Annotated in this window: 13 protein-coding genes; all 13 read left to right on the plus strand. The window is 59.8% G+C overall.

Translation table 11 applies throughout. The features are described from left to right. Positions 1-1,255: 1,255 nt before the first annotated feature. The 13 genes from WCA10_RS07490 to WCA10_RS07550 all read left to right on the plus strand — a co-directional run bounded on the left by WCA10_RS07490 (position 1,256) and on the right by WCA10_RS07550 (position 12,760). A complete protein-coding gene (locus WCA10_RS07490; protein WP_472821885.1) occupies positions 1,256-2,074 on the plus strand; it encodes a hypothetical protein in 819 nt (272 codons plus the stop codon). Between the two features lie 119 nt (positions 2,075-2,193). Next, a complete protein-coding gene (locus WCA10_RS07495; RefSeq protein ID WP_472821886.1) occupies positions 2,194-3,852 on the plus strand; it encodes a phage tail sheath family protein in 1,659 nt (552 codons plus the stop codon). Positions 3,853-3,918: 66 nt separating this feature from the next. Continuing rightward, positions 3,919-4,428 (plus strand): phage tail protein, encoded by a 510-nt coding sequence (locus tag WCA10_RS07500; RefSeq protein WP_472821887.1) that lies wholly within the window; start codon positions 3,919-3,921, stop codon positions 4,426-4,428. Positions 4,429-4,431: 3 nt separating this feature from the next. Further along, positions 4,432-5,289, plus strand: coding sequence for a hypothetical protein (locus WCA10_RS07505; protein WP_472821888.1), 858 nt, complete (start codon positions 4,432-4,434; stop codon positions 5,287-5,289). Beyond that, the gene (locus WCA10_RS07510; RefSeq protein WP_472821889.1) at positions 5,286-5,984 is read left to right on the plus strand and encodes a hypothetical protein; all 699 of its coding nucleotides are present in this window, start codon (positions 5,286-5,288) and stop codon (positions 5,982-5,984) included. The genes WCA10_RS07505 and WCA10_RS07510 overlap by 4 nt, the downstream gene beginning before the upstream one ends. 4 nt (positions 5,985-5,988) lie before the next feature. Next, positions 5,989-7,338, plus strand: a complete 1,350-nt coding sequence (locus WCA10_RS07515; RefSeq protein ID WP_472821890.1) for a Pvc16 family protein — start codon at positions 5,989-5,991, stop codon at positions 7,336-7,338. Next, on the plus strand, positions 7,335-9,434 hold the full coding sequence (locus WCA10_RS07520) for an ATP-binding protein (protein ID WP_472821891.1): 2,100 nt from the start codon (positions 7,335-7,337) through the stop codon (positions 9,432-9,434). Before WCA10_RS07515 ends, WCA10_RS07520 begins: the two co-directional genes overlap by 4 nt. A gap of 87 nt (positions 9,435-9,521) precedes the next feature. Further along, a complete protein-coding gene (locus tag WCA10_RS07525) occupies positions 9,522-9,770 on the plus strand; it encodes a hypothetical protein (RefSeq protein ID WP_472821892.1) in 249 nt (82 codons plus the stop codon). 2 nt (positions 9,771-9,772) lie between these two features. Beyond that, positions 9,773-10,489 carry a hypothetical protein gene (locus WCA10_RS07530; RefSeq protein WP_472821893.1) on the plus strand — a complete coding sequence of 239 codons (717 nt, stop codon included), beginning with the start codon at positions 9,773-9,775 and terminating at the stop codon, positions 10,487-10,489. A 5-nt stretch (positions 10,490-10,494) separates the two neighbouring features. Next, complete coding sequence (locus WCA10_RS07535) at positions 10,495-10,803, plus strand: hypothetical protein (protein ID WP_472821894.1); 309 nt, start codon at positions 10,495-10,497, stop codon at positions 10,801-10,803. Then, positions 10,800-11,927 (plus strand): hypothetical protein, encoded by a 1,128-nt coding sequence (locus tag WCA10_RS07540; protein WP_472821895.1) that lies wholly within the window; start codon positions 10,800-10,802, stop codon positions 11,925-11,927. Before WCA10_RS07535 ends, WCA10_RS07540 begins: the two co-directional genes overlap by 4 nt. Beyond that, entirely contained in the window at positions 11,924-12,433 is a 510-nt protein-coding gene (locus tag WCA10_RS07545; RefSeq protein ID WP_472821896.1) for a phage baseplate assembly protein V, read from the plus strand. Before WCA10_RS07540 ends, WCA10_RS07545 begins: the two co-directional genes overlap by 4 nt. Next, positions 12,434-12,760 (plus strand): hypothetical protein, encoded by a 327-nt coding sequence (locus WCA10_RS07550; RefSeq protein ID WP_472821897.1) that lies wholly within the window; start codon positions 12,434-12,436, stop codon positions 12,758-12,760. It abuts the gene before it with no gap. Positions 12,761-12,776: the final 16 nt, after the last annotated feature.

Below are 12,776 nucleotides of genomic sequence, written 5' to 3' on the forward strand. Positions count from 1 at the left end.
AGCAGGGCGGCCAATAGCAAACCGGTGGCGATGCGAAGGGTGGGGGAAGACGCGATTCGCATAGCGGTCCGATCACTTTGGAGTTCATAGTGCCAGAACATCGCTGACAGATCAACTCCTGAGAGGCTGGATTGTTGGAATCGTAATGTTTAGCAACGGGAGCCAGAATCCTGTTTGGTTGTTCGTCGTTTGCTTCCCGATAGCGGCACGCGTGTTCGACGAATTGGCTATGAAAGAGCGACTCAAGCTCTTTGCGGTTAACTAACCTGATTCCGGCAAGGCGTCCTCTACGTGTTTAATAAAGATTTCTATTTCAATCGTTTAGGTACATTTTTCTAATGTTTCTCTTTCGCTGGCGCGGAAACGAGTTCCATCCTTATATATGTGTTGCCGTGCAGGGTTCAAATGGCCTGGCTGAATCGAGCCCTATTACCCCATTCAAGATCTTCGAGCTTCGCGAAGGCGGTTCACTGATTTGCGTTGATCAATGCAAATCTTGGAAAAACTCAGGAAATTCGCACTTTCAATGCCGTTTTGTGTGCCGGATGTGTGCCAGAAGCAAACAGTTCGCTATTGGGCTTCCCTCGGAAGATTGCGGTACGCTCGCGGCGAAATTTCCGGCTCGATTTCCGCTCGCGTTCGCTCCATTTGCCGGCAGACCTATCGCACCGGCGAAATGACGAAACTACACAATCTACACTGACGCAGTCCCGGCTGGCTGATGTCGGATCAGCCTTTTTGACGCGACAACCAGTCATACTGATCTCTGAGAACGGGCGATTATCCGGGGTCAGCATCTTGAACTTTTGAGCCGAAATGCCACTTCTTTACGAGGCACGCTTTGCAGCAAATTCGCTCACTGTCCGACATGGCGACAATACAGCCAACTGGATTGCTGCACCTTGGTCGTCTCCCTTATTGAACCACTGCGCCGAGCGAGATCGCGGTCTGGATGAGTGCATTGGCCTGATATCGGCGACAGATCGCGAATTTGGCCACTTTTTCCTAGTTAAAATTTCCCGTAGCTTTCGGCACGGCAAAGTCGTACACTTCCGATCTCACGACGGGTTATAGCCCGGCGATCTCTGAAGTTTTGAAGCCGACTCCCCTCACGGGCTTTGAAATTCGGCCCGATCCATCTGTTTGGCAACGCTCGGACCTTCCCTCCGGGTCAAACGTTCACGCAGCGCACACCGACCCATCGACTCATTCACCGCATTCCCCGTGTTTCACCCCCAATTCTTGGAGAACCGCCATGGCATACAAGGCACTCGCGACCGGTCCCGTCTCATTTCTCGACGGTAACTCAAACCAGCAGGAGATTCCCCTCTCTGCCATCAGTTTTGGATTGAACGGGCCCGACGCCTCCTCGTGGTCTAACTACGCGGCGAACAGCGGGCTAATTCAGCAGTTACTTCAGCGCCTTGTGACGCAGGGTCTGCTCACTCCCGACACAGCGGCCTCTCCCAGCGCCGCGCTTTCAATCACCGCAAACACGGCGGGTACAACGGGCAATGAAATCGAGGTGTCGATCTCGAACGTCTCCGCCAGCGCGGGGACAATGACCGTTGCAGTTTCCGCGACCGAGGTCTACCCCGGTTTGACCACGGCGACGCTTGGCAACGCACTTGGCGCAACGGCAGCAGCAGCCAACGGCCTGGTATACCTGCAATCGAACAACCCCCAGGCGCCGGCGAAATACAGTCAAAACACGTCTGTCGGTCCTGACTTTACATACGCGGTCCCCGAGGCAGCCGATGCCACTCAGACCGCATTCACATTGGCTGCCGCTGACTCCGCTGACGCAGCCGACGCTGCGAATATCAGCGTCAGCGTCGTGCCCGACCCCGATCCCGCGGCGACGTTCACTATCACCACGAGCTGGACCAAGAGCCAGGACAACGTGACCCTGGCGATGCTGACGGGCGCAGGCAACCCGTTTGCGTTCCTTGTCACCTTCACTGCGCCTGCGGGCGGCGCACTCCCCGCACCCGGAACCGTAACACTGCAGGGAGGGGCGACTGCGAGCTCGTCCGCCGCGGCTTCGGCGAGCGCCACTCTGATTTCTTCTTAGGGTGGTCCTGACCCCAGAGAAGCAACAAGCGTGTGGTTATCTCGCAGCGCGGTTCTTCGAGCAATAACTGATTCACGTTTCAACTAACTCTTCCCGACTTTTCAACGCGAGGCTTTCCCATGTCACTCTCGTACAGCTATCCCGGCATCTACATTCAGGAGCTGCCGCTCAACACGCACACAATCACCCCCGCGCCCACTTCAATCGCGGCCTTTGTCGGCTACACCCACCCGTGGAAGACAACGACATTCAATACCGCGATTCTGCTTGGCAGCTTTACCGATTACGAGACGTATTTCGGAGGGCTTTACGCCAGCGGCCTTGTCGACTCCGACGTGGCGCAAGCCGTCTACGCGTTCTTCCTCAACGGAGGAAGCAACGCATATGTTGTCGGGCTGGAGCCCGAAGCCCTCGTGGGAATCGTGTCCGCCGGGTCTTTCGGAAATGAAACCGACGACTTCCAGTTCCAGGCCCGGATCATTCCTAATCCGGCCACCCCCGGAATCGGCATGCAGTTCTACGCGCTCGAGCCTTGCGATATCGTCCCAATGACCGCGACGATAACAAATCTGCGTAACTCAACCGGTGTAACCCCGGCGGTGTACGACACGTTCGACCTGATCATCACCTATGGGACGCGTGTCGAGGTCTATCGCAGTGTGAACATCACAATCGCTCAGGGCGCCGCCGGGAGCCTCGATAAGCTCATCAACAAAATCTCAACACTTGTGACAGTTGAACCGATCAGCGGGACGTCTTATGGCTCGGCGTTTCCTTACGTTAGCCCAGCGCTCCCGGTACCCCCGGGACCAGCCAACTTTACGCTTGGCACCGTGGTCAACTATCCCACTGTGCCGGGCGTTCTCCCCGCGGGCTTCACCGGATCCTTCAGCCCCGCGGACTTCATCAGCGCATTCCAAACAAACTCTTCGCTGGACAACGTGCCGATCTTCAATCTGCTCCTCGTCCCAGCCGTGACGGATAACACCGTTCTGTCTGCCGCGCTGTCTTTCGCCGAACGCAAGCGGGCGTTTGCCATTGTCGATCCGCCCCCACAGGCCTCGGCATTTCTGAACCCGAGCACCCCATTGCTGCTTCCCATCTCGACGCTGATCGCCGACATCCCGACCAGCCAGAACGGCGCCCTTTACTTCCCGTACCTCAAAGCCACCGACCCCATCAGCGGCCTCAATACCAGCGTGGCGCCCAGCGGCTACGTGGCCGGGGTTTTCGCCACTACAGACAGCACACGCGGAGTATGGAAGGCTCCCGCGGGAATCGGCACACCGCTGCTTGGAACTACTGGCCCGGTAGCCAACGGCGTGATGAACGACCAACAACAAGGCGTGCTGAATCTTGACTCGATCAACTGCATGCGCACCTTCTCAAACAGCACCGTGGTTTACGGTGCTCGCACGCTCGTCGCCGGCAACCAGGCGTTCGCGCAGTCCAAGTACGTTCCCGTTCGCCGCATGACCCTGTTCATTGAGCAGACACTTGTTTCGAATCTCACCTGGGTGGTATTTGAGCCCAATGCCGAGCCGCTATGGATCGCAATCACCTTGACCATCGAGGCCTTTCTGCTTTCGCTCTTCAACCAGGGCGGACTGCAGGGAGCAACGCCTAGCGATGCATTTCAAGTGAAGTGCGACGCCACAACCACTTCAGCCGCCGACCAGCAGAACGGTGTGGTCAACATCGTCATCGGGGTTGCGCTGCTGAAACCCGCGGAGTTCGTTGTTATCAAGCTCTCTCAGCTCGCGGGCCAAACTTCCTGAAGCAGGAGACGCCGGGCCCCGCCGAGCTAGACCGAATCAGATCCAAACCGCTTTAGGAGGATGCGAATGGGAAAGCCTTTCACCGTGAACATCAATCGCTACGACCCGTATAAGGCGTACCGATTTCTTGTGTATTTTGGCACCTCGACGTCGCCCGTCTGCGCCGTAAGCAAGGTAGGCGCAATCAAGCGTGCGTCGGAGCCCATTGAGTACAAGTCAGGGGGCGATCCCATTATCCGCATCGGTCTGGGTCGAACCAAGTACGACCCCATCATGCTGGAGCGCGGCCTTACCGAGGACCAGGATTTCGCCACCTGGGCCAACTACGCGCAGGTGCTCGACAAAGGCTCACCAAGCACATCGCTGGCCAATTTGCGCAAAGAGATTCGCATCGACCTGCTCAACGAGGAGGGCCAGCCGGTGTGGCGATTCTTTGTCCACCGCTGCTGGGTTTCCGAGTACCAGGCATTGCCTGATTTGGACGCCGGCGCCAACGCCATTGCAATCGAGCACATCAAGCTCGAGAACGAAGGCTGGGAGCAGGACCTCACGCTCACCGAACCGAAAGAGCTCTAGCCCATGCGGCTTCCCATCAGCGGCCTCGAAGTCAGCTTCCGCTTACCCAACGGGCACGACGACCTTGCCCTGCTCGAGGGCGGCGCCCGTGAATCGCGCAACAATCGCGCCGATTTGCGCAGCAGTGAAGCGCAGGCAGCAACGCTTGAATGTGCCATCGACGCCTTGTCGCGACTCGCGGAACTTAGACATGCTTCAGGGGAGTCGTCCGGCGCTGCAATCAAAATGTCAGCCTGGCTCACTCTGACCATCACCGACTTTGAATCGGCCCTGCTCGGCCTGCGTGCTTTTCTTTTCGGCGATACAGTCCGCTGCGTCCTCCGCTGCGCCTGCACCGAGCGTATGGAGATTGACTTTTCGATTACGCACCTGCTTAGCGAAGCGCGCCCCGGCATGCCTGGCCGCGTCCAGCCCTGTGCTACGCGTCCAGGTTGGTTTGAGCTCAATCAAAAGGATCATCAGGCCGGCGACTGGACAATATTCCGCCTCCCCACCGTCGCAGACCAGCTCTTCGCGCTGCGCTCGCCGAAACCCTACGAGCTTCTTGCGGAACGTTGCATCGACAGTGGCCGTCCTACACGGCGCGCAACTGCCTCTGCCGAGCGTGCAATGGAGTCGATGTCCCCCACTGTTTCCTGCCCCATCCATGGCGTCTGCGCAGCCTGCGGAGCCGCCCTCAACCGGCAGCTCCACGTCCCCTCGCTGGTGCTTGATGAGCTCCGTGCCTCAGCCGCGAGCATGCACGACGAGGTCCATGCCATTGCAGCTACCTACCACTGGGAAGAGTCCGCCATTCTTGCGATGCCGCAGGTTCGCCGACTCGCCTATTCCGATGCTATTCGTCAGGCAGGTTCGCGATGAAGGGCAAACCCACACCTGCGCGCAGCTACCTCCGGCAGCTCGCCGAGCCGATTCCGCGCACCGTCGCGCCTCTGATCCCACGCCGCCCCGCGGCCGAACGTGGAGCCGCAACGCGCTCCAGCCTCGACGCCATCCCTCAGATTATCGACGCGACTGGGGTTGAGGAAGGCGGTGCTTCGCAACCAGAGCACGCACAGCCAGCGAGTATAACCGCGAAACGCGTGCCCCCGGGTCGCACTCAGACGAGCGCACGATTCGAGGACTCCAAAGTCGACGCCACCACAAGCGCACCGGAGGTGCAGGCTTTCCCCGCGAAGCGATCTTCCGCGTATGCGGCCGAAACGATTTTGCGGAGTAATCTGGGCGAGCACATCGTTACGGGGGCCAAAACGCAGCCCCTATCTCCACATGAAAACACTCCACTGAAATCCGTGGTTGCGCACTCCGATTCATCAGAAGCTACTTCACCTCTTTCTGCGATCCACACGCAGACCGGTGCCAAGGCGGAGAGGCGCCCGGACATCAGCGTTCGCATCGGCAGTATCGAAGTCCGTGTGCCAGCGCCGCCCACGCGCAGCTCGCAGCCTACGCCTGCCGGCATCAGCCCCAAAAACGCTCCACGCTCCGGCTCGAGCCGTGCCTCAGAGCCACTCTCACGTGGACTGGCCTGGAGCCACGGCCTGGTACAGGGATAACGTCATGGCATGGAGCGTCGACGATCTGTCTTCCATCACGCAGCTGCTCATAGACAAGCTGAACGCAGCCGTGCTGGCTTCGCCTCAGTACATCAATCAACACTTCCTCTACGATGTCTCCGGTCTCATGCCCGCTGTCTCGCGCGGCGACGGTAAGACCGTTTTGAATCTGTACCTGCTGCATGTAAGCCGCGATCCTTATTGGCGCAACACGCCGGTGCAGGGCAGTATCGCGCAGCCGAACCAATCGCAGCCTCTCAGCCTCAGCCTCTCGTACCTGCTGACCAGCTTCTCAGAGAACAACTGGGCGCTCGAGCAAATTCTGATGTCGATCGCCTTCGAGTACTTTCACGCCAACCCCATCTACAAAAGCAACACCGTTGAGTTCACCATCACCATTGAGGCCGACACGATCGAGGAGATGAGCCGCCTGTGGCAGGCCATCGCCGTGCCTATCCGCCTGTCCTCCCTCTTTCGCGTGGCTGTTGTTTTTCTCGCGCCCCCGCAGGCGCCGCCCGCGGATGCGCGTCTACCTGTCGAGGTCAACATCAGCGTCGCGCCGGACCTCAACATGCTTGCGCCGGTTCCGCTGCCGGAGCCGCAGTTGTTCGAGCTTGCCGCGCAGGTGGAGTACCGCGTTCCGCCCTCTGCGGCACTCGGCCCCGAGGCAGCGCCCACCTTCTTACCGAGCCAGGCCTTACCCACGGCCATCAACTCTGCGCCTGTGGTGATGGGAGGCCAAACCCTGCGCGTGCGTGGTTCTGGCCTCAACCAGCCCGACGCCGCCGTGGTCTATCTCTCTTCGACCGTGATACCGACCCTGGCAACCGAGTGGCCCGTAAACTTTACTCGTACCTACGGCACGTCAGCGTCAGGCACCGCGGGCGATGCAGACGAGCTTGTCCTCGAGATGCCAATCGCTTACGCAGGTCTACCGGCAGCGGGTACGACAGTCGCGTCAACGCCGCTTCCAGTCGTGATGTATCTGTGCGTCGGCAATGCAGCCACCCCCGGCTTCCGCAGCAACACGCTGCCAATCATCTTTGCTCCCGCAGTGACCGGAATCGGCCCCGGCGAACCTGTTCTTGCGGCCGATGGTGCAAAGGTCTACACCCTGAGCGCAAACGGCCTTGTCGACGGTGCGACTGCCGTTTTGCTTGAAACGACCAACCTCACCATTGCAGGCGCTGTCGCTCCCGGAGAAGCAACGGTCGACGCCGCAACGGGCACCATAACCTTCATGCTTCCCGCAGTCGTTCCGTGGCCGCCGGGCGCCTACGTTCGCGTCCGCGTCACCAGCGGCCCCCACAACATTGAGGCGCCGCCCGGATGGTGGGTAAAGATCCCCGTATGAATCAGCCCTCCATTCTCGAAGCCGCAGCAGTGCCGATCCACGCCGCCGAGCGTGGCACCGCAGGCGCTATCCTGGCGCGCGTTCGGGCTCACGCGTTGCTCCAGGCAGCATGGATGGAGCGGCTTTGGAGTGAGGGCCAGACCAGCCCCGATCAAGGTCTCGCCATCACCCCGGTTGAAGTGAAGCGGATCCTCAGCCGCCCCGACCTCCGCGCGGAACGATTCGGCCACTTTCTCGCGGAGCCGGCTTCTTGTGCCCTCTTGAGTTCGAGCTTCGCTGCTGACGAGACTCTGGACGCCGAACCATTTTGGAAGCACCTCGTCGAACTATTTGACCTCTCGAGTCCTGAGCGCGACCTGCTTTGCCTGCTCATCGCCATCGAGATCAATCCCGACCTCGGCCGGGTCTTTGCTTATCTCGCCGACGACACCCGTGCCACTAACCCAACCCTTCAGTTGACGACGAGTCTTTTCCACGAAACACACAAAGCATCGGCCGCCGAACTGGCGCTGCCCAATATTGTGCGCTGGCGTCTTGCACATACCCTCAGCGACGGAGTGGCGTGGCGCGTCTCCACCGCATGGCAGGCGGACGAAGCTCTTGTCCGCTCGGTTCGTGAAGAGCGCTGGCTCGACCCCGCACTTGAACGTTGGTGCACCATTATCGAGCCCGAGGCAACTGCGAAACTCCCAATCCTTTACTCCAATTTGCTGGCCCAGTTGCAGGCACAGATGGCGATCCATGCGGACGCTGAGGCACACGATGACACCCACGCACCCACGGAACTCGCGCTCGCGAGCCCGGAAGGCTCCGGTCGCCAGACTCTTGCGGCCCAGCTGAGTGCCAGCCTGGGAAGGCCCTTGCTCGTGGTGAATACTCCCGCGCTGCTGGCCGGCTCGCGCACCACATCTGTCTCGAATCCCATCGACGAGCTGAGCCAAACAGTGCGACTGGCCCACGCTCATCAAGCTCTTCTCTACTGGCGTAGTCCAGAGGCCATTTCCTCGACTGACTGGGCAGAGTTGCAGAGGCTCGCACGCATTTCAATCTCCGGTGTGCGTTCCATTCCATCGACTGCGACATGGGGCGCCACGTTGCCGCCTCTTCCGACTGCACAACGATTCGAGCTCTGGCGCCACTTGACGGACGCGCCGATTCCTTCGGTGGTGAGAACACAGCGCCTGAGCCCGGCTGAAATTCGTGTTTCCGCCACAGCTCCCGGCACAGTCTCGATGCATGCCGCACTCGCGCGATCCGTCCCGCGCTCGAGCGATCTGCTCAACATCCTGCCATGCCCATACACCTGGGATGACCTCGTCGTGGCCCCGGAACTAGCCCATGCGCTGCATGACTTCGAGTCCCAGGCTCGCTTGCGTTGGGAGGTGTATGAGGAGTGGGGCTTCAGCCGGCTTACTCACCTGGGCCAGGGCATCTCCGCACTCTTCGGTGGTCCGAGCGGCACGGGCAAAACAATGGCTGCCCAGGTTCTTGCACGATCGCTCGATCTCACTCTCTATCGCGTCGATCTGGCAGGGGTGGTCAATAAATACATTGGTGAAACGGAGAAGCGTCTCCGCGAAGTCTTCGATGCCTGCGAACGCTCGGGCGGCCTGCTCTTCTTCGACGAGGCCGATGCGCTGTTTGGCTCGCGCTTTCAGGCCAAAGAAGCGCACGACCGCTTCGCCAACATTGAAATCAACTACCTGCTCCAGCGCATCGAGCAGTTTGACGGCATCGCCATCCTGGCCACCAATCGAAAGAATGACCTTGACACTGCATTCCTGCGCCGTCTTCGCTTTGTCTGCGACTTCCTTCCTCCCGGACAGCCTGAGCGACTTAACCTCTGGCAAAAGGCTCTGCCCCCAAGCTCTCCCGCGGGCGAGGAGATCCTCGGCGAGATTGACTTTCACGGGCTCGCCGCACACGTCGAACTCAACGGCGCGCAAATCAAGGCCATCGCGCTGGGCGCAGCATTCCTCGCTCGCAGCGAAGCGACAAAGATCACGATGAAGCACATTGAGCTCGCCGCCGCACGCGAGTTCGGCAAACAGGGCCTGCGCCTGCGTCAACCGTTCGCCAAACCGCCGCGCATATGAAAAGGAATCTAGGTACAAAATGAATTCGAGAAATTCACCAACACGCGCCGGCAAAAGCTTCTTTCCTCGAAAGGAAATCTCACGGTAATGGACGAGATCTCAATCGATCGACTGGTGCTCGACATACCCGGCTTGAATGCCGCGCAGGCCCGTGATCTGGCGCAGCGTGTGGGCACAGGCCTCGCAGCCGCCTCGACGCGCGACGACACGGCATTCAAGAGTGCGGACTTCGATGCACTCGCTGTCGATCTCAATGACATTGCCGGACGCCAGGGAGTTGCGCGGCTCGCCGACGACATCGTGAGCGCGCTCCTCATCCACTTGGGAGGTAGATAGCCATGGCTGGAAACTATCTCCGCGGCGCTTTCATTCAGTACAACAACAGCTTCCCTCTGCCTGTTCCCAATCTCATTCTTTTCCAGTACAACCCCGAGACCATGACTCACACCTGGACGCCGGCACAGGCGGGTGGCTCAAACACTGCGGGTCAAAGTCCAAGTAATCCGCTTGCCGTGATTGGGCCTCCCGAAGAAGCGTTTTCCTTCAACCTTGTCATGGATTCGAATGACACCATTGCCGACAAAACTCCAGGAGCCGCGCAGATTGCTGAGGTAAGCGGCGTTTATCCGCGCCTTGCCGCGCTCGAGATGCTCCTCTTTCCTGTCCCAGCCGCGGGTGGCGGCTTGGTCGGCGCGGTTTCCGCCGCGATCAGCTCACTTGGAAGCGCACTGGGCGTCACCACAGCATCCGTCGTGCCGGCCGGGGATCTTCCGATCGTCTTTTTCATCTGGGGTCCGGGCCGCATAGCACCCGTTCGGGTCGATACCTTGACCATCACCGAGACTCTGTACGATTCCCTGACACTCAACCCTGTCCACGCTTCGGCGCAGATCGGCCTCAAGGTTCTGACGGCACCCGAACTGCAATTCATCCATGGCGCCTCCGGTACGCTCGCTCGCGCAGCTTCAACCTATTCGATGACCCTGCGTGAAGCGCTGGCGGTTACCAACCTCGTAAACAGTGCGGAATCGATAGCAGGCATGCTGCCATTCTGACAGTCATGTCCACGACGAAAGGAGTCAAGATGTTCGCCAGCGACAGCCGTTACTACCAACTCGGCACTTATTCGGTCACGCTGCAAAACGGCCAAACCGTGACAGCAACGCGCCTGCCTCTTCCGCCCACCAGGCCGGTTGCGCTCGTCGGTTACTACACCGTGCAGCAAAACGATCGTCTCGACACCATCGCCGCGCGTTACCTCAACGACGCGACACTTTTCTGGCAGCTCTGTGACGCCAACAACTCGCCATCCGCCACCGCTCTGATCGCCCGTCCAATCGTCGGCATCCCGAGGGGAGGGAATAGTTGAACTATAGCTTCTCCATTGTGATTGGAGGAAATGCCGCCGACGACCTCGCGGGCATCTTCAACCAGCTTGAGGTAGAAGAGAACTTGGACGCGCCCGGCGCCTTCTCGTTGACCTTGCCGGTGAACGTGACCGGCACGGGAGACTATGACGTCGTCAACGATTCGCGCCTTGCGCCGCTCTCGAATGTGGCCATTGTCGCCACCGCTTCCGATGGAAATCAGCAGTGCCTTTTCGACGGCTACGTGCTGTCTCAAACAGCGCACCTCGACACCGGCACCGTGGCCAGCACGCTGCGCGTGTGGGGGCAAGATGCAACCTGGCTGATGAACACAAACGAGCAGGTTCGTGAGTGGGTCGACCTCACCGACGGCGACGTTGCAAACAGCATCTTTGGCGATTACGGCTTCACTCCCGACCCCACCAATCTCGACGACGATTCCCCGGCGCACACCTCCGATGGCGCGACCTTGATGCAGCGGGCCACCGATGCCCAATTCCTGCGCCTTCTCGCCCGTCGCAACGGTAAGCTCTTCCGCGTTTTCTGCACGGATACGCCCGGCGTGCGCACGGGGTACTTCGCGCTGCCCTCGCTCGATGGAGATCCGGTTGTCACGCTTACGTTGAACGATGCCGCGGCTGCGACCGTCGACTCCGTCGACATCACCTGGGACATCCTGCGCCCCTCAGCCAACATTGCCAAGCAAACACTCTTCACCGACAGCGACGCGGACGGCACAGGAGGAACCACCAGCGATTCCGGCCTCGCGCTGCTTGATGCACAGGGCCTCTCCGACTTTGCCGGCACCACTGTGACCTCGCTGCTGACAGCAACGGTGAACGATGGAGAAGAGCTCACCCTGCGCTCGAAGTCGGTCTTGATCGAATCAGGCTGGTTCGTGCGATGCGCCGGCTCAACCGACGTGAACCGCCTTGGTTCCATCCTGCGCGCCGGCACTGTGGCGCAACTCAATGCTGCGGGGTCGCTCCACTCCGGCAAGTATTTCGTCTGGAGCGTTCGCCACCACATCACCATGGAGAAACACATCATGGACTTCGTGCTGTTTCGTAACGCTGTCGGTGCACCCGCATCGCCGGGCATGTCGTCCGGGGTAGGAGGACTATGAGCGATCCGCTTCTGCTGGAACTCATGGATCGGGTGCGCAATCGCTTCTATGGCAAGTATCGTGGCATCGTCACCGATGTTGACGACTCCACGTGGCGCATCAAGGCATCCGTCCCTAACGTTCTTCCCGGCGGTTCCGCAACGGGATGGTGCATGCCGTGCGTTCCCTATGCTGGTCCGCAAGTCGGGTTTCTCATGCTGCCTGAAGTCGGCAGCGCCGTGTGGATCGAGTTTGAGGGGGGCGATACGTCTTACCCCATTTGGGTGGGTATGTACTGGACCTCCGGTGATCTTCCGTCAAGCGCGAGCGCCTCAGTCAAAAGCATCATCGCCTCAGCAGGGTCAATCGCATTCGACAACAACCAGTCCAGCATTACTCTTACCGACGCACAAAACAACACCGTAGTGCTCGACTCGAATGGCGTCACCAGCACTTCAGGATCAAACTCCGTCGCTATCGGCACAAGCAGCGTGAGCGTGAACGATGGCGCAATGGAGGTAATGTAGATGCCCGCGCTGCTTACGGTTTCGAGCACCATGATGTGCCCGCACGGCGGCACCATTACGGCGATCCCCGGCCAATCGCGCGCACTCGCTCAGTCTCCTATCCTGCGCGGATCCGACACCTTCGTTGTTGGCGGATGTCCCTTCGCCATCGGTCCGGACTACAGTCCCTGCATTACTGTGCAGTGGGTCTCGACCGCAACCCGCGTGCAAGCCGGCGGCGACTTCGTTTTGAACGAGTCCAGCGTAGGGCTCTGTCTCGCCGCCACGCAAGCGCCGCAAGGCGTTGCCCTGATTCTCCAGACGCAACCCAGAGTGGAGGGCCTGTGACTTTGCTTCTTTTCGC

This window comes from Occallatibacter sp., from assembly GCF_049582745.1.
In the GTDB taxonomy this organism is placed as follows: Bacteria; Acidobacteriota; Terriglobia; order Terriglobales; family Acidobacteriaceae; genus Telmatobacter.